At 68.2% G+C, this 24,699-nt stretch carries 26 protein-coding genes and 1 tRNA gene; 9 read left to right on the top strand and 18 right to left on the bottom strand.

Annotated elements, in window-relative coordinates; all coding sequences use genetic code 11:
* Positions 1-36 precede the first annotated feature (36 nt).
* Complete coding sequence (locus OG876_RS18005; protein ID WP_328526034.1) at positions 37-561, bottom strand: YciI family protein; 525 nt, start codon at positions 559-561, stop codon at positions 37-39.
* A complete protein-coding gene (locus OG876_RS18000) occupies positions 561-1,655 on the bottom strand; it encodes a hypothetical protein (RefSeq protein ID WP_328526033.1) in 1,095 nt (364 codons plus the stop codon). Before OG876_RS18000 ends, OG876_RS18005 begins: the two co-directional genes overlap by 1 nt.
* 135 nt (positions 1,656-1,790) lie before the next feature.
* Here OG876_RS18000 and OG876_RS17995 point away from each other — a divergent pair, with 135 nt between their 5' ends.
* Complete coding sequence (locus OG876_RS17995; protein ID WP_328526032.1) at positions 1,791-2,303, top strand: hypothetical protein; 513 nt, start codon at positions 1,791-1,793, stop codon at positions 2,301-2,303.
* Between the two features lie 23 nt (positions 2,304-2,326).
* Here OG876_RS17995 and OG876_RS17990 read toward each other — a convergent pair whose 3' ends face one another.
* Positions 2,327-3,343 carry a methyltransferase gene (locus tag OG876_RS17990; RefSeq protein WP_328526031.1) on the bottom strand — a complete coding sequence of 339 codons (1,017 nt, stop codon included), beginning with the start codon at positions 3,341-3,343 and terminating at the stop codon, positions 2,327-2,329.
* Positions 3,344-3,604: 261 nt separating this feature from the next.
* Between OG876_RS17990 and OG876_RS17985 the strand changes: the two genes are divergently transcribed.
* Complete coding sequence (locus tag OG876_RS17985; protein WP_328526030.1) at positions 3,605-4,798, top strand: hypothetical protein; 1,194 nt, start codon at positions 3,605-3,607, stop codon at positions 4,796-4,798.
* Positions 4,799-4,813: 15 nt separating this feature from the next.
* Here the strand turns inward: OG876_RS17985 and OG876_RS17980 are convergent, their stop codons facing one another.
* From OG876_RS17980 to OG876_RS17960, 5 genes are all read right to left on the bottom strand, one after another.
* Positions 4,814-6,181 (bottom strand): sensor histidine kinase, encoded by a 1,368-nt coding sequence (locus OG876_RS17980; RefSeq protein WP_328526029.1) that lies wholly within the window; start codon positions 6,179-6,181, stop codon positions 4,814-4,816.
* Positions 6,178-6,849 (bottom strand): response regulator transcription factor, encoded by a 672-nt coding sequence (locus tag OG876_RS17975; RefSeq protein ID WP_328526028.1) that lies wholly within the window; start codon positions 6,847-6,849, stop codon positions 6,178-6,180. The genes OG876_RS17980 and OG876_RS17975 overlap by 4 nt, the downstream gene beginning before the upstream one ends.
* Before the next feature lie 57 nt (positions 6,850-6,906).
* The gene (locus OG876_RS17970; RefSeq protein ID WP_328526027.1) at positions 6,907-7,566 is read right to left on the bottom strand and encodes a hypothetical protein; all 660 of its coding nucleotides are present in this window, start codon (positions 7,564-7,566) and stop codon (positions 6,907-6,909) included.
* Between the two features lie 94 nt (positions 7,567-7,660).
* Positions 7,661-8,557, bottom strand: coding sequence for a mandelate racemase/muconate lactonizing enzyme family protein (locus tag OG876_RS17965; RefSeq protein WP_328526026.1), 897 nt, complete (start codon positions 8,555-8,557; stop codon positions 7,661-7,663).
* A 94-nt stretch (positions 8,558-8,651) separates the two neighbouring features.
* Entirely contained in the window at positions 8,652-9,020 is a 369-nt protein-coding gene (locus tag OG876_RS17960) for a cupin domain-containing protein (RefSeq protein WP_328526025.1), read from the bottom strand.
* Positions 9,021-9,600: 580 nt separating this feature from the next.
* Here OG876_RS17960 and OG876_RS17955 point away from each other — a divergent pair.
* Positions 9,601-10,428 (top strand): hypothetical protein, encoded by an 828-nt coding sequence (locus OG876_RS17955; RefSeq protein WP_328526024.1) that lies wholly within the window; start codon positions 9,601-9,603, stop codon positions 10,426-10,428.
* A gap of 159 nt (positions 10,429-10,587) precedes the next feature.
* Here the strand turns inward: OG876_RS17955 and OG876_RS17950 are convergent.
* Positions 10,588-10,673 (bottom strand) — tRNA-Tyr (locus tag OG876_RS17950).
* Positions 10,674-10,754: 81 nt separating this feature from the next.
* On the opposite strand from OG876_RS17950, the gene OG876_RS17945 reads away from it, so the two are divergent.
* Positions 10,755-11,246, top strand: a complete 492-nt coding sequence (locus OG876_RS17945; protein WP_328526023.1) for a YajQ family cyclic di-GMP-binding protein — start codon at positions 10,755-10,757, stop codon at positions 11,244-11,246.
* Between the two features lie 61 nt (positions 11,247-11,307).
* Positions 11,308-12,255: a phosphotransferase enzyme family protein gene (locus OG876_RS17940; RefSeq protein WP_328526022.1), complete on the top strand. Its 948-nt coding sequence runs from the start codon at positions 11,308-11,310 to the stop codon at positions 12,253-12,255.
* Here the strand turns inward: OG876_RS17940 and OG876_RS17935 are convergent.
* Positions 12,239-13,474 carry a vanadium-dependent haloperoxidase gene (locus tag OG876_RS17935; RefSeq protein ID WP_328526021.1) on the bottom strand — a complete coding sequence of 412 codons (1,236 nt, stop codon included), beginning with the start codon at positions 13,472-13,474 and terminating at the stop codon, positions 12,239-12,241. The two genes, OG876_RS17940 and OG876_RS17935, sit on opposite strands and share 17 nt — an antisense overlap.
* Before the next feature lie 127 nt (positions 13,475-13,601).
* Between OG876_RS17935 and OG876_RS17930 the strand changes: the two genes are divergently transcribed.
* Positions 13,602-14,354, top strand: coding sequence for a helix-turn-helix domain-containing protein (locus OG876_RS17930; protein WP_328526020.1), 753 nt, complete (start codon positions 13,602-13,604; stop codon positions 14,352-14,354).
* 5 nt (positions 14,355-14,359) lie between these two features.
* Here the strand turns inward: OG876_RS17930 and OG876_RS17925 are convergent, their stop codons facing one another.
* Positions 14,360-15,097, bottom strand: coding sequence for a GNAT family N-acetyltransferase (locus OG876_RS17925; RefSeq protein WP_328526019.1), 738 nt, complete (start codon positions 15,095-15,097; stop codon positions 14,360-14,362).
* Between the two features lie 9 nt (positions 15,098-15,106).
* Positions 15,107-15,892 (bottom strand): AraC family transcriptional regulator, encoded by a 786-nt coding sequence (locus OG876_RS17920; protein WP_328526018.1) that lies wholly within the window; start codon positions 15,890-15,892, stop codon positions 15,107-15,109.
* 100 nt (positions 15,893-15,992) lie between these two features.
* Here OG876_RS17920 and OG876_RS17915 point away from each other — a divergent pair, with 100 nt between their 5' ends.
* Both OG876_RS17915 and OG876_RS17910 read left to right on the top strand, forming a co-directional pair.
* Positions 15,993-16,856 carry a phytanoyl-CoA dioxygenase family protein gene (locus tag OG876_RS17915; protein ID WP_328526017.1) on the top strand — a complete coding sequence of 288 codons (864 nt, stop codon included), beginning with the start codon at positions 15,993-15,995 and terminating at the stop codon, positions 16,854-16,856.
* Complete coding sequence (locus tag OG876_RS17910) at positions 16,853-17,146, top strand: hypothetical protein (protein WP_328526016.1); 294 nt, start codon at positions 16,853-16,855, stop codon at positions 17,144-17,146. The genes OG876_RS17915 and OG876_RS17910 overlap by 4 nt, the downstream gene beginning before the upstream one ends.
* Positions 17,147-17,186: 40 nt before the next feature.
* On the opposite strand, the gene OG876_RS17905 is transcribed toward OG876_RS17910, so the two are convergent.
* Both OG876_RS17905 and OG876_RS17900 read right to left on the bottom strand, forming a co-directional pair.
* Positions 17,187-18,200 carry a lactonase family protein gene (locus tag OG876_RS17905; protein ID WP_328526015.1) on the bottom strand — a complete coding sequence of 338 codons (1,014 nt, stop codon included), beginning with the start codon at positions 18,198-18,200 and terminating at the stop codon, positions 17,187-17,189.
* A gap of 18 nt (positions 18,201-18,218) precedes the next feature.
* Positions 18,219-18,755, bottom strand: coding sequence for a GNAT family N-acetyltransferase (locus OG876_RS17900; protein ID WP_328526014.1), 537 nt, complete (start codon positions 18,753-18,755; stop codon positions 18,219-18,221).
* Between the two features lie 19 nt (positions 18,756-18,774).
* Between OG876_RS17900 and OG876_RS17895 the strand changes: the two genes are divergently transcribed.
* Positions 18,775-19,623: an arylamine N-acetyltransferase family protein gene (locus OG876_RS17895; protein WP_328526013.1), complete on the top strand. Its 849-nt coding sequence runs from the start codon at positions 18,775-18,777 to the stop codon at positions 19,621-19,623.
* Here the strand turns inward: OG876_RS17895 and OG876_RS17890 are convergent.
* From OG876_RS17890 to nuoK, 4 genes are read right to left on the bottom strand one after another with little or no spacing between them, the layout of a single operon-like run.
* A complete protein-coding gene (locus tag OG876_RS17890; protein ID WP_328526012.1) occupies positions 19,620-21,071 on the bottom strand; it encodes an NADH-quinone oxidoreductase subunit N in 1,452 nt (483 codons plus the stop codon). The two genes, OG876_RS17895 and OG876_RS17890, sit on opposite strands and share 4 nt — an antisense overlap.
* Entirely contained in the window at positions 21,068-22,585 is a 1,518-nt protein-coding gene (locus tag OG876_RS17885; protein ID WP_328526011.1) for a complex I subunit 4 family protein, read from the bottom strand. The genes OG876_RS17890 and OG876_RS17885 overlap by 4 nt, the downstream gene beginning before the upstream one ends.
* Entirely contained in the window at positions 22,582-24,345 is a 1,764-nt protein-coding gene (locus tag OG876_RS17880; RefSeq protein ID WP_328526010.1) for an NADH-quinone oxidoreductase subunit 5 family protein, read from the bottom strand. Before OG876_RS17880 ends, OG876_RS17885 begins: the two co-directional genes overlap by 4 nt.
* Positions 24,342-24,698, bottom strand: coding sequence for an NADH-quinone oxidoreductase subunit NuoK (gene nuoK / locus OG876_RS17875; RefSeq protein WP_328526009.1), 357 nt, complete (start codon positions 24,696-24,698; stop codon positions 24,342-24,344). Before nuoK ends, OG876_RS17880 begins: the two co-directional genes overlap by 4 nt.
* Position 24,699: the final 1 nt, after the last annotated feature.

The raw sequence follows: 24,699 nt of genomic DNA, 5'->3' as shown, positions 1-24,699 counted from the left end.
AATCCCAGCCGTCAGTTGAGCGAGATCGTCACCAACTCAGTCCCGCCTGCCACCGAACTCCCACGGGTGCACGTCCGTGAGCTTGGCTGAGAGGAGTACAGCGGCGTGCTGCACGTCAGGTGCTTCGACGAGGGCTGCGCGGCCGAGGTGGGTGTCTTCCGTCAGGTCGAGGAGGTCGCCGTACAGGATGAGGTGCCTGGAGGTGAGCGGACGGGGCTCGTCCTTGGTGAGGACGAGGTAGCGGCCGTAGCCCTCGACCGCCTCGGTGAAGTCCCACATCGTGGTGCCGACGTGTTTGTCGAAGCGGGTCAGCAGGACCGACTCGAAGGCACCGGCGCGGTAGTAGGGCTCGTCGTACGCGAAGGACCGCGCCGCCGCGACGTCCGGCAGGTCCACGATGTGGAGGCTGCCGGTCGTCTCCTCGCCGTCCTCGGTCAGGGTCGGGCCGCGGGCGATCAGGGCGTCGGCGTACCCGTCCATGAACGACCAGTGCTCCTCGGTCAGGCTGACCTTGAGGCCGAAGCCGCCGGGCCGGTCGCGTCCGTAGACGAAGTACTGCATCAGGATGCGAGGTGGAGGCGGAGGATCGTGTCGTAGTCGACGATCTCCACGCCCGCGTCGGCGAACTCGCCGGCGGCGACGGTCTCCTGGGTCGGGATGATCAGGAGCTTGCGCGGGTCGCTGACCTCGACGCCGTACTTGGTCTGGGCGAACGCGCGGTTCTCGGCGGAGTTGAAGTACTCCGCGTACCGAGCGAGCTGAGCGGCGCCTTCCGGCACCGGCGCCTTGAAGGCGCGGCGGCGCTTCTTGCCGTTGGTGGTGTCGGCGACCGGGAGCTTGAGGTCGCCGATGATGTGGCTGCCGTCCGCGCGCTCCAGGATGAAGTCGGGCTGCAGGTCGTCGAGAAAGGGCTGGCGGATCAGCCGGGTCGCGTCGAACGCCGACAGCAGGATGCTCTCGTTCGCGTCCAGGAACTGGTCGACGGTCGCGTCCTGGAGACCGTGGGCGAGGTAGGTGCTGGCGAATGCGTCGCTCTTCAGGTCAGCGGCGTCCGCCGGCACGCTCAGGGTGCCGATCGGGTCCAGGTGCGGTCGGGCCGCGGAGTAGTTCTGGAGGAAGGTCAGGTACTTGTCCGCGGGCTCGGACCGGTGGATCGCGATCGCGAAGAACGTCCAGTGCAGCCGGATCGACTCGTTGGCAGTGTGCACGAGAAGGGTGCGGTCGAAGCTCGAGTAGTTGCCCGGCGCGAACTGCAGCAGCTGGTCGCCCGCCCCCACGAACTCCTGGCCCAGCATCGTCAGCGCGCTCGGGAACCGGCTGTCCAGCTCCCGCCGGCCGGTCTCGGTCGCGATGGTCGCGTCCTTGAACAGGTTCTCCCCCGACAGCTTGACCACGGGCGAGCCGGTGCCGAGGCCGAAGTACTCCTCGACGCTCTGCGCCTTCTGCCGCCGTACTTCGAGCGAGCGGTACTCGCGGCTCACCCCGACGAGCTCGAGGATGTTCCAGTCCGGGGTCTCGGTCAGCACCATCATCCGCGGGAACAGCAGCGGCCCGGTCAGCTCATTGCGGTGACTCGTGGGCAGGTGCTCACTCACGCTCCGCAGGTGATCCCCCCAGAACTGCCCATTCACCTTCACGAACTCAGTGGGTTTCATCGCTCTCCTCGGTCACGAACCTGGTCAATGAATAGCAAACCGCCCGTCGTCCCAACGCTATTCCCCACCTAGCGGAGAGCCGTCGGCGACCGGTCACTACAGCGTCGTCTTGTCCGCATCCGGGAGGATGAGCGCATGAACGAGGACGAGGACTTCCTGGCTGAGGCCCATCGCATGGAAGCCGAGGCCGTACGCATCCGGCAGGAAACCGAAGACGCCACCTCCGACCCGGCAGCCGAGCAGGAATGGATCCGCCAGTCCAACCTGATCTACGGCGGGCTGGCGGCCGCCGGCCTGGTCGTGGTCCAGCCGTTCCTGACCGAGCCCTCACTCGACCCGTCGGCGCTGGTGTGCGTCATCGCGTTCGCCGTCGCGATTCCGTTACTCGCCGCACTCCTGGTCCTGAACCGGCAGGAGGAGTTCCGCCGCCGGACCAGCAAGTCAGCGCTGGTCACCGTCGCCAAGGCGATCGCCCAGGGCTCGGCATTCGCCGGCATCGCGGCAGCCTTCTGGCACATCTCCACCATCGCCGGCATCGTCTTCCTGGCCGTCGGCTGCATCGCAGTAGGCGTCCACTCCTCGGGCTACGTACAACTGGAATACGACTCGAAGTTCCGCTCCAGATTCCGCCCCCGCAAGGAACCCTGAATCCCCGACTCACGTTTCGCAGGTCAGGGGTCGGCGCGGGTGAAGGTCAACAGGTCGCCGTAGCTGGGGCTCACGCGCGACCTCGCGATCAGTCTCAGCCCGGCTGCCGCGGCAAGGCTTTCCAGCTCTGCCAACGTCCGCTGCCGGCCGCCGCAGCACACCAGCATGAAGAGATCGAAGTCGGTCGCCGCCGACATCTCGCCGCCACCTTCCAGAACGCCTTCGAAGACCAGCACTGCTCCGGAACTGCCGGCAGCTTCCGCGCAGCGGCGGAGGATGGTGGTCGCCTCCACATCGGGCCAGTCGTGGATGACGTTGGACAGCACATAGGCGCCCGCGCCCGCCGGCAGGGCGTCGAAGAAGCTTCCGGTCTCCACTGATGCTCGCGCCGACAGCCCCGCGGCGGCGAACTTGTGGCGTGCGGCCTCGGCAGGGCCGGCCAGCTCGACGACCGTTCCTCGTACGCCGGCATTGGCGTGGAGGATGCCCGCGAGCAGATTGCCGTTGCCGCCGCCGACATCGACGACCCAGCCCGCCGTCGTCCAATCGTAGGCGGCAACTGCCGCGGCCGGATCTCCCGAGCCCATGTGGGCGTCGAAGCGAGCCGAGAGATCCGGATCGGTCGCGAGATCCTCCCAGAAGCCCTTCCCGTACATCAGCGGATACGCGGGTTGGCCAGTTCTGATGGTGTCCAGGAGCCGCGACTCGGCCAGGCTGATCCTGCCCACGATGCCGTTGATGTCCAGCGCTGCGGCGGGGCTGCCAGGATGAGCGATCCGGAGTGCCTCGCCGAGTTCAGTCAGGCAGACCTCGCTCCCGTCGCGCCGGAGAAGCCCAGCCGATGTCAGATGGCGAAGCAGCCTGCCCAGGGCATCGCGATCGGTGCCGGTCCGATCAGCCAGTGCGTCGACCGTCACCACGCCCTCGGCGATGAGATCGGCCAGTCCCAGGGTCGCGGCGACCCTGATCGCCATCGGCGTGATGAGGTCGCCGAGGGAACGGAGCTGTTCAGCAGCGGCAGTCGATTTCGCGTCGCTCACACCCGGACCTCCCACTGTCTTGTGTTCCCGACCGGGCTCTCGCTGTCGCCGGACCCACCACCGGGAACCCCCTCCATCAGTCTGCCTCCGGAGAGACGAATTGAGCACTACTACTCAGTCCGCGCCGGGCTCTCCGCGCGCAGACTGAGCTGAAACGGCGTGCGTGCACCCAGGGGCAGGTCTCGGGTGCACCACGGGATCACGGCCGGTCGCCACCGCCGGTCCCTGGAGCATCACCGACCGGGGAGGAGCGCAGTCGCCATGACTGTGCGGGGCAATCCAGCAAAGATGGCAATCGTCGCGGTCGTACTCGCCGTCGCGGCAGCAAGTGGTTGTGGTGGGCAACAAGCAGGGAGCGGCTCTGCGTTGCCTTCGGCAACATCAACGGCGTCGCCCGATCTGGTCAGGATCAGAGGCACGTTCACGGACGACGAAAGCGGTCCGGAGTCCTTCGAGCTGTTCGCGGACGGAAACAGGCGGTTCCGGCTGACGATGCTCACGGGCCGAGCCGCAGGGTACTCCCAGGTCTGGGACGGCGAGGTACTGCTGATCTACAGCCCCGAGGAGGAACCGAAATACCAGCGGATCGAGAATCCGGGCACAGACGACTCGCCCGACAGTACGTTCTTCTACCGGCCTGGCACCGAGAAGTTCGAAGAGTTGTGTCCGGCGGCGAAGCGGCTCGGCACGAAGACGTTGTTCGGGCGGACGGCGGTCCGCTACCACTGCGACAAGGTGGAATCCAGTGACCAGCCGGCCGTGGACGCCAGAGAGATGGCGCTGGACGAGAAGACCGGTCTGGTGATGGATTACGGCGCCCTGGAAGTCATCTCCGAGGTGACCTTCGGCCCAGTGATCAAGGCCGACACTTTCTCGACCGAGTTGCCGCCCGGCGCCGAATCGTCCGTGGTGACACCGGAAGGCGAGTCGACCGACGTACCGCCGGATGCCGAGTCCACCGACGTACCGCCGGGTGGTGGTGACGTCGGGCCTTACGAGATCGGCAGCTTCCGGCTTCGCGCGGTCGGTGGCGGGTTCGTCAGCGGTACGTCGTACCGCGGAAAGCCGTTCGTGATCGTGGCAGGATCTGCGGACGGGATCCGGACCGCGCTCGGCCGTCTGCAGCCGATGGCGCGGGCCGGCAAGCCACCGGTCGTGGGCTTCCTGCTGGTTCTCCCGCCTGAGGACTGGAAGGGCTCGTTGCTGAACCCCAAGGACGTGGACCAACTGGTGGCCTCGATCTCCAAGTCGGCGGGAACGTTCGCCGTTCCGGTCGGCCTCGACTTCAAGGGCGGCGTCGCCAGCGAGATGTTCATGCACGACGTCACGGTCCCGCCGGATCTCACGCAGGTGACGATCGCGCTGGTTGCCTCGGACGGGACGTTCGCACACGTGGCACCGGCCGGCGAAGTGACCGACGCGAACCTGCGCAACTGGATCGACGCGCTCTCCTGAGAGCGCAAGGTCACTTCAACTCGGTGTTGCCAAGGGCTCAGCGTGTTCGCTAGCCACCGGCAGTTTGAGGCGCAGGAGCGCGCCGCTATGACAGGGCACGACTTCGGCCGTCCCGCCATGCGCCTCGGCGACCTGTCGGACGATGGCCAGGCCCAGTCCGGATCCGGGATGCGCGCGGGCAGCGGGTGAGCGGTAGAAGCGGTCGAAGACGAACTTGAGGTCGCTGTCGGGGATCCCAGGGCCGGCGTCCGCGACATCGAGAGTGCCCTCCTTGACGCTGATCAGGACCCGGCCGCCGGACGGGCTCCACTTCACGGCGTTGTCGACCAGGTTCGCAACGGCGCGTTCCAGGGCGTCGGGGTCTCCGTGGGCGAGGGTGGGCGCGCAGGTCAGGTCGAATCCGATCTGTGCTGCCCGACGTGTCGCGCGGGCCGCGACGCGCTCGGCGACGAGGTCCAGGCGGACGTCTTCGGTATGGAAAGCGGGCTGTCCGTAGCGGGCCAGGTCGACCAGGTCGTTGATCAGTGTCTTGAGTTCGCCGGCCTGGTCGAGCGCTTCGGCGGCGAGGTGTGGGGCCTGCGTGTCGGCCAGGTCCTCCGCCAGCAGTTCGAGGTTCACGGTCAGGCTCGTCAGTGGTGTGCGCAGTTCGTGCGAGGCGTCGGCGACCAGGCGGCGCTGGGCGCCGACGGACTCGTCCAGCGCGGCGGTCATCCCGGCGAACGCGGAGCCGAGCCGGCCGATCTCGTCCTGGCTGTCGGCGGGGATCGGGATGGCCAGGTCGCCGGTCGTGCGGATCAGTTCGACGGCCTCGGTGAGCCGACGTACGGGGCGTAGGACCCGGCGTGCGGCCAGGCGTGAGGCAAGTGCCGCCAGGAGTCCGGCGGCGACCGTCGATGCGGCGAGCAGCCAGGCGAGCTGGCGCAGCGTGGGTGCTGGATCGGATTGCGGGATCGCTGTGCGCACGAGCGTACCGGGTGCTCCTCCTGGGAAGGGTGCGGTGTAGATGCGGTATGCGACGCCGTCGTAGACCGCGTTACGGAAGTAGGCAGCGGCCGTTCCTTTCGCGACCTCGACGTCGCGGACGGTGAGGTCGACGAACTGCGTCGACGGCCCGGCCTGGACCGGGTCCGGCACGATTTGCAGCTGGGTGCTCCCTATCCCCAGCGGAGCAGTTGGGAAGGCCGATTCGTTGGCCGTCCCCTTGAACTTCTGCTTGATGGCCTTCGCCACGTCCGGTGCCTGGTCGGCCGCCGCCACCAGGGAGCTGTCGATCTGGCCGCGGAGATTAGCCTCCACGGCCGGATAGAGGACGACGGACACGAGCACGAGGGCGCCCGCGGCAATGGACCCTCCGGCGATGGCCAGCCGGGTGCGCAGGTTCATGGCTCCTCGCGCAGGACATAGCCCAGGCCGCGTACCGTCTGGATCAGTCTGCTGCCGCCGTCCGCTTCGAGCTTGCTTCGCAGGTAGCTGATGTAGACCCACAGCGCGTTCGACTCCGGGCCGAAGTCGTAGCCCCAGACGGACTCGAAGATCTGGGTCCGGCTCAGCACGCGGCGGGGATTGCGCAGGAACAGCTCCAGCAGGGACAGCTCCGTCTTGGTGAGCTCCAGGCGCCGGCCGGCGCGTTCGGCCCGGCGGCCGCTCAGGTCCAGTTCGACGTCGGTGAAGTGCAGCACCTCGTCTCTTGCGCCGCTGCGCCGCAGCAGGGCTCGAAGTCGGGCCCGCAACTCCTCCAGAGCGAAGGGCTTGGCCAGGTAGTCGTCGGCCCCCGCGTCGAGCCCGGCGACCCGGTCGGTGACCAGGTCCCGGGCCGTCAGCATCAGGATCGGCGTGTCGTACCCGCCCGAACGCAGCGTCCGGCATACCTCGAGCCCGTTCGGTTCGGGCATGAGGACGTCGAGCACCACCGCGTCCGGGCGGAACACGCCGTGCTCCGCGAGGGCGGACGCCCCATCAGCGGCGGATGCCACGTCGTAGCCGTCGCGGCCCAACGCATGCTCCAAGGACCGCCGAACAGCCGGGTCATCGTCCACGACAAGTATCCGCATGGTCGTCCATCCTCGCCGTCGATCATGAAGTTGTGATGATGTGAGACTAGGCCGCCGTCAGCCGTTGGCGAGTGACTGCTTCAGATCCCCCAACGCGGTCGTCAACCGGTCGGCGCTGACCCCGAGCGAGTGGGCGATGTCGCGGAAGAACTTGGACGTCGGAACAATTCCGCCGGGAGCCGAGACCAGGGCGACCAGTGCGGCCTTGGCCTTGGCTTGACTGACGCCGAGCGCCGCGGCCAAACGTGCCGCCGCGGCGTTGCTCGCGAACGGCGAGTTCCGCGGGTCGTCCGCTCCCTTCTTGTCCTCGCCGGCCTTGTCCTTGCCCGCCTGCTTGTCGTCGCCGGGACGAGGGCGCCCAGGCTTGAGGAACAACGGTTCCACGGCGGCCTTGACCCGCGCTGCAGGCAGCCCCAGCTTCGCCGCAACCGCTGCGACGAATGCCTCCGGCGTAACGGTGGTCGAGCCGGCGAACGACCTCTTGGCCGCGATCAGCGCGGCGTTGAGCCGATCGGTCGTCACCCCGAGCTTCGCCGCGATCGCGGCGAGGTCGGCATCCTTGGCCGGCTTGGACTTTCCCTCCACCTTGACCGCGGCACCGGACTTCGCGGCGGCGGGCTTCGGATCCGAACCGGACGTCCCCGCCGAGGCAGTACCGGTCGTGGCCAGCGCGGCGAGCGTCACCGCGGCCGCGACCAGCCGTGTGCGTTTCATCATCGTGAGTCCTTTCGTCCACTGAACGCGCCGGATGAGAACCGGCGCCGTGGCGACAACCCAAACAGCGCGTCCTCAGCTGTGCTTTCAGCCAGCTTTAGAGCTTCCTTAGAGGGGGCCAATAGCGCCATTCGATCATCGAGTCAGCCGTACCCAGCGCGGCAGTCGCGTGGATAGCGGCCAGCAGACCAGGGCCGTCGTAGAAGGAATGGGGCATGACGGTGACGTTGCCGATCGCCGCGGCCGTGAAGACTTTCCGGAGCTCGGTGATGCCGCCCATCTTGGCCGGGCTCGGCTGAACGAAGTCCACCGCTTCGGCGTCCAGCAGGCGGCCGAAGTCCAGCAGGGTCGGCACGTTCTCCCCGGCGGCGATCACGACGCCGCCGGTACGGCGTACCTGGGCGAGGCCATCGTAGTTTTCCGGTGGCCAGACCGGTTCTTCCAGCCACTTCGGCCCGATGTCCCGCAGCTCTGCCGCCATCGCCCGCGCCTGGTTCACTGTCCACGCCGTGTTCACGTCGATCATCACCGCCACGTCCGGGCCGGCTTCTTCACGCCCGGCGCGCATGACCGGAAGGTCTCGTTCGTGCAGCTTGACGCCGGAGAATCCGGCATCGGCCGCCCGCCGGACGGCGGCGCGGACCAGTTCGGGGTCGGCATAGGCGTCCAGGCTCGCGTAGCACGACAGATCGTCGCGGCCACCGCCCAGGAGGCTGTGGACTGGGACGCCGGCGACCTTGCCCGCGATGTCCCACAGCGCGATATCTACCGCTGACAAGGCATGGGTGAACGGCCCTCCACGACCGAAGACGGCCAGCTTCTTCTGGATCCGGCCCATCAGCGGGCCTATGCGCGTGGCGTCCTGGCCGACGCAGAGCGGTGCGATCACCGCGTCGATCGCCCGCTGCGTCACGGCGACGCCGATGAACCCGAAGGATTCGCCCCACCCTTCCAAGCCCTCGTCGGTCGCGACCTTGACCAGCAGCGAGTCCACTGCGGACAGGCCTTTCGGGCCCAGGCAGAGGCCGCGGATCTGTTGCCCGGCTTGAACGGGATGCGCAGCGCGAACGTCTCGACGCTGGCAACGATCATCGTCGGCGCTGGTGCCGTGGGTCGTCTTCCGGGTCCACATAGTCGAGGCTGATCGGCCCGATCGCCGTCACCTGGGTGACGTACTCACCGGATTTGGCCCAATGGAAATGCCGGGTGCCACCCGGCAGGACAACGACGGCGCCCGGCGGGTACGCCTGCAGTTTCGCCTCGTCGAACTGCTCGCCCACGCCGATGTAGAACACGCCTGATACGACCGTGTAAACCCGGTCCTCACGGTGCCGGTGCGGCATCAGCTTGACGCCGTACGGCAGATTGACCCGGACCGTATACGGGGTGGGCTCTGAGGTATCGCCGACGACGACAGCAAGACGCACCGACGGCGGGAACGCCGGAAACGACCCCACTCGATGTCCTCGGGCAAGATCGGCCTGAAGCCGGCCTGGTCGCTGGTCCCCCGTGGATACCCCTCTTCTCAGTCATGGCTCACTCCGCAGTATGCGATCGCTAACTGTCAGACGACGATCCCGAGGACGTCAGCTTGCCGTTCTCACTCACGTCCGTGATGCTCACCTGCGCCGTACAGCTTCTCCCCTAGCAGCATGTCGCTTCCGGCCCCGCGCCGACCCGTGAAAGCCCCTGGCCGACCCCCGGTTCCGGCAAACGACCGCACCAGTAGCCACAGACCCCGCCGAGCATGGACCCGAAGAATTGGAAAGCGTGCTGGCACTCCGGAAGCGTGTCTCAACTGCTCGTCAGCAGTTTGCGCACAGCAAGGGCGTGGCCCTGCGGCGAGTAACTTATGGGTTCGTCGATGCATCAATACCAGTAGAGCGGTGCCCCGGTGGACGGAGGCCTGCTGGGTGAGGATGCCGGCGCCGCTCCGGGCCGGGGAGGGATCGTGGTCTGCCGGGCGACGGCCGCCGGGGACAGTGTCCAGTTGCGGGCGCCGAGTTGCGCCCGCCAGCATCCTCCAGGAGCGGCATCATGAGACACCTTCGGAGCGCAGCTGTGTCCGCGCTCGTACTGGGGACCCTGATCACGTCCGCGAGCACAGCGCTCGCGGCTCCGCCCGGCAACGACACGTACGGCGGCCGCACCGTGGTCGGGGCCATCCCGTTCACCGACAGCCTCGACACCACCGAGGCGACCACCGACAGCGACGACCTCAGTACTGACTTCTGTGGAACACCCGCGCCCCTGCCGACCGATGCCAGCGTCTGGTACGAGATCGCCCCGACCGCGGACGAAATTCTCCGGGCCGATGTGTCTTCGTCGACGTACTCGACCACCGCGATCGTGGCGACCGGCAGCCCGGGGAACTGGAGCGTGGTGAGGTGTGGGTTCAACGCGGTGACGTGGACGGCGACCGCTGGTACGACGTACACCTTGCTGGTCTTCGACAACCAGTTCGACGGAGGGGATAACGGGGGGACGCTCAACCTCACGATCGATGTGCTCCCGCCGCCACCCACGGTGGACATCACCGTGAACCCGACCGCGAGCTTCAACCCCAGGACCGGTTCGGCGACGGTGAGCGGGACCGCGACCTGCACCGGCGAGCCGCTCTTCACGGACGTGAGCACCGAGTTGACGCAACGGGCCGGCCGGTTCACCGTGCACGGCCGCGGCATTACCTCCGTTCGTCTGTGCGACGCCACTCCGCAGTCGTGGAGTATGGAGGTCGTAACGGACGGCGGCAGCAAGTTCGCCGGGGGCAAAGCGGCAAGTGTCACGAGGGCGAGCGCCTGCGGGTTCTTCGAGTGTGGAGGCGACTTCGAGGAGCTCACCATCGTGCTACGCGGTCGAGCGTAAGAACGGAAGGGCCGCCCAGTCCGGCGGCCCTTCTGGCTGTCGGACGGCCGGCGCCGAAGACCTGGGCCAGGCCAATCGTTCGCGACAGTCGGACACTGAGGGCTGAGACGAAAGTAGGCCCCTGATCCGCGTTTCCGCAGGTCAGGGGCTGTTTGGTGCTGGTGGCGGGTGCAGGGTTCGAACCTGCGTAGGCATACGCCGACAGATTTACAGTCTGCTCCCTTTGGCCGCTCGGGCAACCCGCCAGGGTGGTGCCGGTTCGTGAACCGGCGTGGGAGACGATACAACAGAGGGTGCCCCTGACAGCAAATCGGAAAGGAACGCCCATGGCTTCGGAGTCCTCCTTCGACATTGTGAACAAGGTCGACCGTCAGGAGGTGGACAACGCCGTGAACCAGGCGGCGAAGGAGATCAGCCAGCGGTTCGACTTCAAGAACGTGGACGCCGGGATCAAGCTGTCCGGCGAGGCGATCGACCTGCAGGCGAACACCGAGGAGCGGGTGAACGCCGTCCTCGACGTGCTCAAGGACAAGCTGGTCAAGCGGCACATCTCGCTGAAGGGCCTCGAGGCCGACGACCCGAAGCTGTCCGGCAAGATCTACAAGATCAACGCCACGATCAGCGCCGGCATCACCCAGGAGAACGCGAAGAAGCTGTCCAAGCTGATCCGCGACGAGGGCCCGAAGGGCGTCAAGGCCCAGATCCAGGGCGAGGAGCTCCGCGTGTCCAGCAAGAGCCGCGACGACCTGCAGGCCGTCCAGTCCCTGATCAAGGGCCAGGACCTGGACTTCGCCGTCCAGTTCGTCAACTACCGCTGACCCGGTCGCCGGCCCGGTAATCGGCTCGCCTCGGGGCTGGTTGCCGGGCATGCTGGCGGGCGTGGGAGATACGTTGCTGCGGCGGTGGGTGCTCGAGGACTTCGGGCTGGATGTGGTGGAACTCTCACCGGTGGCGCACGGGGCCGACCTCGCCGCGCAGGTGTGGAAGGCGACCACGGCCACCAATGCGTACGCCGTGAAGTGGAGCGGCGCGGGCACCAACACCGGGCATCAGGTGGCGGCGTTCCTGGCCGACAGTGGCCTAGCGGGCGTTCCAGAGATGATCCGGACCACGGAGGGTGGGCTGTGGACCTTCCATGGGAAGAAGAAGCGGCTCACGATCACTCCGTGGATCGACGGCGTACGCGCGGCTGAGAGCGGACTGACCGACGAGCAGTGGACCGAGTACGGCGTACTCATCCGGCGGGTGCATGACGCGGAGCCGCCGCCCAGGCTGCGTGATGCGCTTCCGAAGCACAGCCACATCGACGCGCGGGTCCCGGCAGTGGCGGAGAAGCTGCAGACGCGGCTCAGCACCGAGGCGCCCGAGGACGAGGTCGAGGAGGAGTTGGCCGCGGTCTGGAAGCAGTACGACGCAACCATCACCCACCTGCTCAGGGCCCGCCCGCCGGAACCGAGCGGTCCCCGCGTGGTCTGCCACGGGGACCCGCATCTCGGCAACGTCCTCGTCGATGACCACCTGCACCTGATCGACTGGGACGACGTGATCCTGGCGCCTCGCGAACAAGACCTGATGTTCATGCTCGGCGGCATGGGCGACGTCGGCCCCACCACCCCCGAACAGCTCGACGCCTTCCTGACCGGGTACGGCCCGCACCCCATCGACGACGACGCCATCCGCTACTACCGCCACGTCCGGGCCCTCGAAGATGTCGTCATGTGGTCCGACCAGGTCATCACCGGCCCCGACAACGCCTACGCCCTAGCCGTGGTCAAGGGCATCCTCAGCCACGGCCTGGCCGCGCTGGCGGTCAATGGCGGGCGCTGATCCAGTTGGCGACGTCAGTGCCCAGCTGTTCGCCGTCCAGCATCGAGTGGCGGAAGTGGAGGCCGGAGAGGATCCGGGCTTCGCGGACGTCGCTGCGTACGGCGGACAGCGTTGGGTACACGCGGGTGGTGTTGGTGACCAGGCTGGTCATGGTCAAGGGCAGGTTGCTGTGGAAGTAGGCCTGGAGGGCGCGGGTGACGCCGGCGGTGAAGCAGGCGTGGCCGGACGGGTACTCCGGGTGGTTGACGTTCAGCAGGGACTGCCAGGTCGGATCGGCCTGTGTGCGCGGGTTGCCGTCGGTGTCCGCGCGCTGGATGGCGTGGACCGGTCGCCAGGAGCGGTAGTAGAACTTGGCGTCCCAGCACGCGATCAGCGCGTCACCAGCGGACACGTGCACCAGCGCGAGCATCTGCGCCGCCCTCGACAGTGAGAGATGCCGGTCCGACGCCAACTGCAGGAGCGCCCGGCTCCACTGCTGCGCGGTCTGCTCGGACCAGAACATCGCGGTCTCGGTCTGCGCGGCGGTGCGCGTCGTACTGTCCTTGCGGCCGAGTGACGCGACCTCAGCCACGTCACGCGCGTAGCGCTTGCTGGTCAGCGGATCCGGTCCATCGGGGCGGAACTGCGCGCGGTAGCGCAGCGCCAGCGGCCTGACCTGGGTAAGCACGATGTCCACAGGCGGAGTCGGGGCTGTCGGCTCCCACACTCCTGGCCCTGCTGGGGCCTGGACGTACGGCACTGTGTTGTCCAGGCCGTCTCCTGCGCGCCACGCGAGTACGGCGGCCGCGACGGATCGGCCCAGCGTGATACCACGGGTCTTGGCTCTCCCATCAGGCACACCGGCCAGGTAGTCGGCGTACGTTCCGTCCAGTCCGGCCGGCGACGGGTGCACGCGAGCCCGCAGTACGTCGTACGCCGCGGTAGCGACCGCGGCCGCCGCAGACGCCTTCCGATCCGGTCGTACGGCGAACCGGAACGGCCGGCCGTATCCCAGACCGGCCACGGTGTCGGCGATCGCGATGTGCACGATGCCCATCAGCACCTCGGAGCTGGCCGGCGGACGCCCGGCGACGATCGCCTGGGTGGCGTACCTGCTCCAATCGATCACCGGCGCCGCGGACGCACCCGACGTCGCAGTGGCGGCGGGCGACAAGCCGGCCGCGGTGAGCACCAACGCACAGGTGGCTGCCAGCGCAGGCCATCGCAACGGCGACTTCATGAGACCCCCCCAATCATGGAACGACTTATCCACCGTGGCCGCGGCGGACGTCCGAACGCCATACGTCGTTCGACGTATGGGCGGGGCGGCAGCGCGGGGATAGCCTGGCGGCGGGGAGGGGTACGTCATGGTGGATCAGTTGACGATCACCGAACGCGACCTGCGGACGATGCTCGACGTCGTCGACCAGGGCCGGAACGCCGACCCTGAGGAGTTGTTCCCGCGCGACCTGCTGCGCGGCCTCGCGGACCTGGTGCCCGCCGAGTACATCTCGTACCAGGTGAGCCGCCCGCTGGATCACGAGTTCATCGGGCTCGAGTTGGTCGGCGACGACCCCCACGACCTCGAGGACGGCTGGGAAGACCTGTTCTGGCGGTCCTACTGGGAAGGCGAGACATGCTGCCGGCCGCAGCTCACCGGTGACTACGACACCGTCTGGAGGGTGTCGGACTACCTGACCGAGCGACAGATGGCGGACACGATCGTCGGCGAGTGGTGCCGCCTGACCGGCGTACGCCACGAGGTGGCCGTGCCGCTCCCCGTCCGTGGTGCGGAAGACCGTCGGCTGCTGCTGTTCCGCACGTCCGGCTGCGACTTCACCGAACGCGAGCGACTTCTGCTGACGATGCTGCGCCCGCACTTCATCGAGGTCCTCCGTGCCCACGAACGCCGTCGGGCCGGCGTACCCGATCTGACCACCCGCCAGCTGCAGTTGCTGCGCCTGGTCGCCGACGGGCACAGCAACACGCAGATCGCGCATCGGCTGTTCGTTGCCGAGGGCACCGTTCGCAAGCATCTGGAGAACATCTACGAGCGTCTCGGTGTGACCAGCCGGACCGCCGCGGTCGCGACCGCCTTCAGCCGCACCCACTCGGCCTGAACCTGCTAAGCGTGGCGCATCCAGATATTCGGCTCGCGGTAGATGCCGGTGTCCGTCGAGCGATCGATCTCCAGCACGGTGAGGCCGTCGGGGATGACGTAGGAGCCTGAGGACGGCAGGGCCAGGCCGGTCCACTTCTCCCACTCGGCGACGGTGCCGGTCATGGTCTGGGAGACGGTTGCGGGGGCGATGATGGTCGCGCCGAGGCGGGCGTGCGTGCGCAGCCACGGGTCGAGCGGTAGTCCGTCGTCGCGGGTCCAGGTCATGAAGGTTTCGATCGGGGTCAGCGGATAGCGTGACTTCAGCGTCGGCCGGACCGGCGCGATCACCCGCTCCAAGCCGCCCGCCACGGCACGCTCCCGGACAGCCGTGATGACGCGCGAGGCGTGGCCGCGGCCCTGTTCGTCGGAGCGGACGGCGGCCGCCATCAGGACGAAGGTGTTCGGCACGACGCCTTCTTCGTACGCGGTCACGGCCCGCGTCAGCGAGCCGGTGAACCCAGCGGGCAGATCGTCGACGGTCCCGTCCCAGGCGATCGGCACACCCCAGCAGCCGGCGATCAGCCGTTGGTCGTCGGAGACCAGGTAGAACTCCCAATCCTTCTGGAAATACTCCGTACGCCGCTCCGAGTACTTCCGGACCTCGACGTCGTGGAAGATGAACTCCGGCCACTCCTCGGCGAACCGCTGCTCGGCTTCTTCGTCGTACTGCGGCGCCTGCACTACCGGAATGAGTTCGAACACGAGCGCACGTTAACCCGCGGCGACCGGACCGGCCACCGCATTACGGATCGCGCGGGGCGAGCCGCCGAGCTCGCGACGGCAGGTCTTGTTGAAAGCCTGGAGGTCGGGGACACCGACCGACGCCGCGACAGCGGGGATGGAGAGGGTCGAGGAGACGAGCAGGTGGCGGGCGCGAGCCATCCGGCGACCCCGGATGTAGGCGATGACCGTCTGGCCGGTCTCGGTCTGGAAGAGGCGCGTCAGGTGGTTGTGGGATACGCCGGACAGCCGGGCCAGCGTGGGGATGGTGAGTGGCTGGGCCAGGTTGGCCTCGATATAGGCGATGGCGGTGGAGACCGCGGGGTGCCGCGAGTCGCCCTCGGTGGTGACCGCGTGGAGGTCCACGATCCGCCACAACGCCGTCCACACCTCGGCCGTCATCCGCGCGGACCCCGACGGCGAGGCCTCGACCGCCGAGCGCAGCAGACCTGACAGCACCGGCGCGGCATCCCCGGCGTCCTGTACGACGGGGACGTACGACGGCTCGCCCGTCACGACCGGCCGGAAGTGGGCGTACAGGTGCTCGGACCGGCCGCGGTAGTCGAACTGCACCTGCGTGCCGGCCGGGGTCAGCGACACGTATCCCGGCGCCACGGAGTACGTCGTACCGGCGACCTTGAGATCGGCCGAGTATGCGTACACGTGCAGCTGCCACAGGTCCGGCAGCCGGAAGACGTCCCGCAGGCTGCGGACGCCGTGAATCCCGACGCCGACGCTCACCACCTCCGGCGGCGCAGCCAGGTGCAGTTCGATCATGGTGAGAAATTACCACCAGTGGTGAACACAGCCCACGCGAGCAAGCGCTGTCCGAACTTAGCCTGGTGGAGTAGTAACCACCACCCCGAGAGGGAGTCTCATGCCCCATCCGCATCAGAAGAACCTGCTCACCTCGGTTCACATGGCGCATTTCGTGGCCACCGGGTCGCTCCGGATGGACGCCGTCGTACCGGACGAGATGAACCAGCAGGCGATCGAGGTCCTGAAGGCCGGCATCCCCGGCGTCCCCTATGGCACGCCGCTGTCGGAGGCGTTCGAGGATAGTGAGTTCGTCCAGCGGCTGGTGCAGCTGCCCGAGGTGGCCGGCGCGATCCACAGCCTGGTCGGGCCGGAGCCGACGGTCGACCACCACGCCGTGCACATCCGCAAGGCCAACGAGGGCGAGGCGCAGAACCTGCACGGTGACGCGATCATCGACGTCCGTCCCGACGCGTTCGACGTCCAGCTCATGTACTACCCGCAGGACGTGACGCTCGAGATGGGCGGCACCCTGAGCGTGCCCGGCAGCCACCTGCGCCGGACCAACGAGTCCGACACCGGCCGGTACCAGAACCTGCTCGGCCAGACCCGGCTGGTCTGCCCGGCCGGCACCGTGCAGTTCCTGCACCACGGCATCTGGCACGGCGGCCGGAAGAACGACAGCGCCATCGACCGCTACATGTTCAAGATCCGCTTCAACCCGACCGTCCGCCAGGTCCGGCTGTGGAACCTCGAGGACCTGTACGACGACCAGGTCGCGCGCGAGCTCGACCAGTCGTTCCCCTGGTACGAGAACGCCACCGGCCGGCTGGAGAAGTACAACCGGATCAAGCTGTGGCAGGCGCTCACCGGCGACGACACGTTCGACCCGGAGTACTGGGTCACCCGGGTGTCGAACCGCCCGCAGCGCGTGGTCACCCAGCGCAGCCTCAACCCGCACGCCGCGAAGAAGGAGATGGCATGACCGCCACCGCCCCCATCGGACAGCAGACCCTTCGCCAGCAGGTGCTCGTCCTGTACCTGGCCTCGTCCGCGCTCGACGCCCGCGTTGTCGGCTGGTCGGAGTACGACGGAACCGGCGACACGCACCCGACGACGGGCGACAGCGACGAGCCGCCGTACGCGACCGGACTGGACGCGCTGAAGGATGGCTGGCGGTTGTTCCAGGCCGCGCAACTGATGCCGCCGCAGCCGGGTCACGAGTACGACGTGTCGTTCCTCAAGCACGAGTTCTTCTTCGAGAAGCTCGCCTGAGCGGACCAGGGCCCCGGCATCGCGCCGGGGCCCTGGTGCGTCACACCGGGAGGATGCAGACCGGCTTCGGCCAGCTGACGGGGTCACCCTCCTGGGTGAGGCGGCCGTCGGCGATGGTGAAGGTGGCGATCTGGTCGGAGCGCTCGTTGGCGGCGTACAGCCGGGTGCCGTCGTTGCTGAAGGCAAGGTGCCGCGGCCAGTCGCCGCCGGAGCCGATGGTCTGCACCAGTTCGACCGACAGGCCGTCGGCGGCGGTCGCGAACACCGCGATCGTGTTGTCGCCGCGGTTCGAGCCGTACAGGTACCGGCCGTCGGCGGAGATCAGCAGCTCCGCCGGGAAGTTCTCACCGGGCGAGTCGGCCGGCCGGGTCGACGCGGTCTGCACGACCTGCAGCTTCCCGTCCGCGTAGCCGCACACGGTCAGCGTGGAGTCGAGCTCGTTGATCACGTACGCCGCTCCCGCGTGCGGGTGGAACACCATGTGCCGCGGACCGGCGCCCGGGTGGATGTGCAGCCGGTCGACCTCCTCCAGCTGCCCGTCGTCGGTCAGCGTGGACGTGTAGACAGTGTCCGAGCCGAGGTCGATGTCGAACACGTACGCACCGGCGGGGTCGAACGCGATCTGGTGGGCGTGCGGCCCCTCCTGGCGCTCCTGGTTCGGCCCGCTGCCCTCGCGCTGGAGGAACTGGGTCGCCTCTCCGAGCGAGCCGTCGGCCGCGATCGGGTGGATCGCGACCGCGCCCGAGGTGTAGTTGGCGGACAGCAGGTACCGCCCGGACGGGTCGATGTCCAGGTGGCACGGGTCCGCGCCGCCGCTCGGCTGCTCGTTGACGAACTCCAGCCCGCCGTCCGGCTGGATCGCGAACGCGCTGACCCGGCCACCGTGCACCTCGCCGGTGGCGTACAGGAACCGGCCGTCCGCGGACCTGACCAGGAACGACGGATCGGCAGTCGTCACCACCAGCTCGATCCCGTCGAGGGGCCCGAACCCGATCCCGTCCCCGGCACCCGGCTGACTGGTGTAGCTCCCGACATAGATCCGCTCAGAAGTCATGGGCCCTACCCTGCCAGGTCAGCGGCCGGCGGGCACTCCCAGGTCCAATCCGTAGAGCGCGGAGTCCCAGCCCAGGTCGGGCACCAGCACCTTCCACCCCATCCGCCGGTAGAGCCTCGGCGCCGGACGGTCGTCGACGAACGTGGTGAGCAGGGCTTTGCGGTTCGGCAGGTCGGTCATCAGCGCGGCCATCAACTCGGCGCCGAGCCCTTGACCCTGTGCCTCGACAACCACCGCGAGCTCCACCACCTCGAAGTGACCGCCGATCCACTCGTCCGCGAGCTCCGGACTCACCGCCGCGGCGACCCGGTCCGACCACCACTGTCCGCGATGCCCGGTGAACCCGTACGCGAACCCGGTCAGCTTGCCCGCGTCCCGGGACACCACGAGTTTGAAGTCGTCGCGTTGGGAGTGCAGCGGGATCTGTTCGGTGGCGAACTCCTCGGCTCGCGCCGGCTCCTCGTCGTACCCCGGAGCGCCGAAGGCGGACAGGTAGACGGCGCCCAGCTCGGGGGCGGCGTGGACGGCTTCGTCTGGGGCGAGAACGTCGATCACCTGGCATAGCCTAGGCCGAATGGACACCGAGGCATTCCTGAAACGCATCGGAGTGAGCGGGTACGACGGTCCGCCGCGGCTGGACGGTTTGTCCCAGCTGCACGCGGCTTTCGTGGATCAGGTGCCGTACGAATCGGTGCAGTTCCAGCTGGCGCCAGGCGGACCGCTTGACCCGGAGGAAGCGGCGAAGCGGATCATCGCGTGGGAGACCGGCGGGTACTGCTTCCAGCTGAACGGAACGTTCGCCCTGCTGCTGACCGAGCTCGGCTACCGGGTGAAGATGCACCGCGGCGGGGCGGAGACCCCGACCCGCGCCGGCGATGTCGACGCCAGCCACCTGGTGCTCACCGTGAGCGGATTGGTCGAGGATCCGGACCGCGTCTGGCTGGTCGACGCCGGCCTCGGCGAGGCACTGCGCGAGCCACTGCCGCTGGAGCCGGGCACCGCCTATCAGGAGCCGTTCAACCTCCGCTTGCGTCCATCCGAGAAGACCGACGGCTGGCGACTGGACCACGACCCGCGAGCCAACCTGGTCGGCATGGACTTCGAGTCCGCCGCAGCGGGCCTCGACGCCTTCGCCGCCCAGCACGCGAACCTCTCGGCCAACCCGGACTCCGCCTTCCGCCGCCTGGCCTCCGCCTTCCGCCGCAAGCCAACGTCGGTGGTCGTCCTACGCTCCGTCGGCCTCACCGAGCTGTACGCCGACCGCATCGACACCTCCCTCATCGAAAACCCGACCGACTACTTCGCGGTACTCGCCGACGTCTTCCACCTCCCACTCCCCCACCTGGACACCGCTCAACGCAACGAGCTCTGGCGCCGAGTGTGGTCCCAGTACGAGGACTTCCTCGCCAAGCAGACCAGTTAGGTGGCCAGGGCGAAGAGGGTGCTGGGGAGGATGGAGAGGACGGCGGCGATGGCGGCGCAGATGGAGATCATGGTGACGGCGGGCGTCTCGATGTCGACGGAGAAGGGGTCGTCGGCGGGGAGGCGGAAGAGTTCGGCGACCCAGCGGAGGTAGACGGCCAGGCCGATCATCACGTTGACGGCCATCACGATCGCGAGCCAGCCGAGGTGGGCGTCGATGACGGCCTGGAAGGCGGCGAACTTCGTGAACAGTCCGGCCAGACCCGGCGGCAGCCCGGCGAGGACGACGAGGAAGAAGATCAACGCAGCGGCCAGTCCCGGCTCGGAGCGCACCATCCCGCGGTAGTCCGTCAGCAAGCCACCCGGCCGATGCCGCTGAACCACCGCGACCGATCCAAACGCGCCGAGCGTGACGACGACGTACGCCGCCAGATACCCGACCACCGCCTGGGCATCGCCGACCGCGAGCGGCGCCAGCAGGAACCCGACCTGGCCGATCGACGACCACGCGAGCAGCCGCACCGCCTCGACCTGACGCAGAGCAGCCAGGTTCCCGACCGTCATCGTCACCGCGGCCAGGATGGCGATCACGGTCCGCAGGTTCGACCCGTCCGGCGCGATCCCGGCCGTCACGAGGACCAGCAGACCACCGACGCCGGCCGACTTCGACACCACCGCGAGGAACGCCGTGACCTCGACCGGCGCACCGACGTACGTGTCCGGCAGCCAGGCGTGGAACGGCACCGCCGCGATCTTGAACGCGAACCCGACGATCACGAACAGCCCGGCCGCGAAGGCGACCCGACTCAAGTCCGGATCGAGCCCGCTCAACCGGTTCGCGATCGTGGTCAGGTACAGCGAGCCGGTCACGCCGTACAGATAGGAGACCCCGAACAGCATCACCGCGGTCGACAGCACCGACACCAGGAACGCCTTCAGCGCACCCTCGGATCCGCGGCGATCCCGACGCAGCGCGACCATCGCGAAGCTCGGCAGCGACACGACCTCCAGCGCGATCACCATCGTGGCGAGATCGCGCGCCCCGGCCAGCACGGTCGCACCGACCAGCACGCTCAGCAGCAGGAAGTGGTACTCCCCGATCGGGATGTCCGAAGCCAGCAGCCGGTACGCCGACAACCCGACGACTCCGAGTCCGCCGACCAGCAACACCGCCCATAGCCCCGCGGTCAACGGCTCGAACACGAAGCTGCACTCGGCCGGCCCCTCGACCGCCGGATGGCAGAACGCCGGCTTGAAGTCGTCCCGCTGTGCCCAGGCGAACACCACCCCGAAGAGAATCACCGCTGCCGTGAGCAACGTGACCACCGTGTGCCGAAGCTGCTGCGGGGCGCTGTGCCAGAAGCTGTCGACCAGCAGAACGGCGACCGCCCCGATCGCCAGCACCAGCGGTACGGCGATCGCCTGCCAATCGATCCAAGTCAGGGTCACAACGTCACCCACTGATGCAGAAGTAGTCCTGGCCACACGCCGAGGAGGACGGTCAGTGTGATCAGCGGGGCCCAGGTGATCAGCTCGATGCGACTGAGATCGACGGCGAATGCGGCCGGCGGGTTCTCGGCCGGGTCACCCTGGCAGAGGTTGCGGATCAGCCGGAGGAAGTACGCCGCGGTCAGGACGGTGCCGAGTCCCGCGATCACCATGAACACCAAATAAGTTGTCCGAGGCAACACCGCGGCCGGGTTGTAGGCACCGAGCAGGACCAGCATCTCGCCCCAGAACCCGGCCAGCCCCGGCAGCCCGAGCGACGCCAGACAGGCGAACGTGAGCAGCGCGCCGATCCGCGGGAGCCGCGCGTACAGCGCCCGGCCGATCGCCCGCAGATCGCTGGTGTCGTGCCGGTCCTTGATCGCACCCGCCAGGAAGAACAGCAGACCGGTGATGATGCCGTGCGCGATGTTCGCGAACAGCGCGCCGCGCAGCCCGGCCGGCGACAGCGTCGCGATCCCCAGCACGATGAACCCCATGTGCCCGACGCTCGAGTACGCGATCAGCCGCTTCACGTCGGTCTGCGCCAGGCACGCCAGCGACCCGGCGATGATCGCCACGACGGCGAAGCCGGCCAGGTACGGCGCGATCGTCACGGTGGCATCCGGCAGCACCGGGACCAGGATCCGGATCAGGCCGTACGTCCCCAGCTTCAGCAGCACGCCCGCAAGAATGACCGACCCCACAGTCGGCGCCTTCGCGTGCGCGTCCGGGAGCCAGATGTGCAACGGCCACAGCGGCACCTTCACCGCCAGGCCGACCGCGATCAGCAGCGCCGCGGCCAGGGGTACGCCGTGACCGCCGAGCACCGGCTGGTTGCTCAACTGGACGATGTCGAACGTCCCGGCCCGCCGGAAGACCAGCAGGAATCCGAGCAGCATCAGCGCCGACCCGAGCACGGTCATCAGCACGAACGTCAAGGCCGCCCGCCTCCGGCCGACCGGATCGTGGTCGTCACCCCAGATGTCGATCACCAGCCACATCGGGATCAGCACGATCTCGAAGCAGACGAAGAACAGGATCAGGTCCATCGCGGAGAACGTTCCGATCACGCCGGCCTCGATCACCAGCAGCAACGCGATCAGCGACCGGGTCCGGCCGATCCGCGGCGTGATCTTCAGCGAGTACAGGCAGCAGAGAAAGGTCAGCAGCGCGGTCAGCACGATCAGCGGCATCGAGATCGAGTCCACCCCGACGTGGAACCGCACGCCCAGCGCGGGAATCCACGGAACGTCGGTCACGGCGCTGAGCGGCCGGATGTCCTCGTTCTGCAGCGGGGTGTAGGCGAACCATCCCCCGGTCTGCGGCCAGAGCACCACCGACCCGACCAGCACCAGCCCCGAGATCACCGACCCGTACGCCGCTGCAAGCCGATCACCGATGCCGGCCGGGATCGCCCACAACGCGACCGCGGCCAGGATGGGCAGGAGCAGAATCGCCAGCAGAATCGCCTTCACGAGCCGATCACCCCAGCGAGCACCGCGAGCGCGACGACGCCGACCACGGCCGCGGTCAGATAGTTCTGCACGTTCCCGGTCTGCAACCGCCGGAGCCCCTGCGACAACAGCGTCCCGGTCCGCCCGGTCGCCCGCACATACCCGCCGATCACGTCCCGATCTCCCGCCACCGTCAGCTTCGCCAACCACTGCACGGGGACGACGAACAGACCGTGGTACGCCGTGTCCACGCCGAACTCACGTTCCAGCACCACCGGCCGCGGATCCGCGCCCCGCGACCACAACGAGTACGCCGGGATCGCGCCGAGCACCACGAGTGCCGTCGACACCAACCCGACCCCCCAATTCAGCTGCAGGCCGTCGACGTACCCGAGGACGATCGAGGCGATCGCCAGCAGAACCATCGGCGCGAGCATCACCCACGGCGCGTCGCCCAGCTTGGAGGTGTCGGGCTCGTCGAGGTCGGCCGTCGCATCGTCGTCCTCGAAGGCGCCGCGCGCACCGGCGAGCGCGGGCGTCCGGAAGAACACCCACAACCACAACCGCATGCAGTAGAACGCGGTGAGCGCCACAGTCAGGCACACCGACACGAGCACGATCCATCCGACGACCGAACCGTCCCGCGCGTGCTCCCAGGCCGCGTCGATGATCGCGTCCTTGGAGAAGAACCCAGCGAACCCCGGTACGCCGGCCAGCGAGGCGAGCCCGATCGTCATCGTCACGAACGTGACCCGCAGTGCCTTCCGCAACCGCCCGCGGCGGGTGTAGCGGCGCAGTACGACGAACGCCGCGCTGCCGACCTGATGCAGCAGCACACCGGCGCAGAGGAACAGCAATCCCTTGAAGGCCGCATGCGTGACGAGGTGGAAGATGGCTGCGTGCCGGCCGGCCGCCGTACCCAGGGAGAGCGCGGAGAACATGATCGCCAACTGGCTCACCGTGGACCACGCGAGTACGCGCTTCACCTCGACCGCGGCCATCGCACACAGGGCGGCGAACAGCATGGTCACGCAGGCGACCACGGCCAGCACGGTCAATGTGGTGTCGGAGGCGGAGAAGAGGTTGTAGAGCCGGGCGATCAGGAAGACGCCGGCGGCAACCATCGTCGCCGCGTGGATCAGCGCGCTGACCGGGCTCGGGCCGGGCATCGCGTCCGGGAGCCAGGTCTGCAAGGGCACCTGGGCCGACTTGCCGACCACGCCGACCAGGAGCAGCAAGGTCCCGGTGGTGAGGACGCCGGGCGAGATCTCGGCCGGGTCGAGCTCGGAGATCCGGAACGTCCCCGCGCCGACGCCGATCACGAAGATGCCGAACAGGAACCCGACATCGCCGAGCCGGGTCATCAGGAACGCCTTGACCGCACCGGACCGGGCGTCGCGACGCTCCCAGTAGTGACCGATCAGCAGGTACGAGCAGGCGCCCATCACCTCCCAGCCGATCAGCAGGAAGAACAGGCTGTCCGAGATCACCACGGTCACCATCGCGGCGGTGAACAGCGTGACGAGCGCGTGGTACGACGCCGGGCGCTGGTGCAGGTAGCCGAGCGAGTAGACCTGGACGCAGGTCGCGATCACGCCGACGACCGCGAGCATCACGACCGTCAGGTCGTCGGTGCGGACCGCGAAGCCGATGGTGAGGTCGCCGACGGACGAGTTGAGGAACGCGGCCTGATCCGGACTGGCGCCGGACAGCAGGACGGCGGCCAGGATGACGAGCAGCGAGAAGCCGACCCCGACGACCCGCCAGACGGTCGCGATCACGAGGTCTTCTCCTGCTCGACCGCGGCATCCAGCTCGACCGAGGGGTCCTGTTCGGCCAGGTCACGCGCCGCGTCGGCGTCGACGCTGCCGTGACCGCGGAACAGCAGCAGCACGATCGCCAGCCCTAGCCCGATCTCGGCCGCGGCCAGCGTGATCACGAAGATCGCCAGCGTCTGACCGGTGGCCAGGCCGTCGAGCCGCCAGGCGTCGAACGCGACCAGGTTGAGGTTGACAGCGTTGAGCATCAGCTCGAACGAGATCAGCATTGTGATCGCATTGCGCCGGGCGAGAACGCCGTACACCCCGATGCAGAACAACGCGACCGCCAGCAGCAGCGGGAGGATCAACGGCACG

The sequence above is a fragment of the Kribbella sp. NBC_00359 genome (genome assembly GCF_036097425.1).
Classification (GTDB): Bacteria; Actinomycetota; Actinomycetes; order Propionibacteriales; family Kribbellaceae; genus Kribbella.
This window is presented reverse-complemented; position numbering and strand designations above follow the sequence as displayed.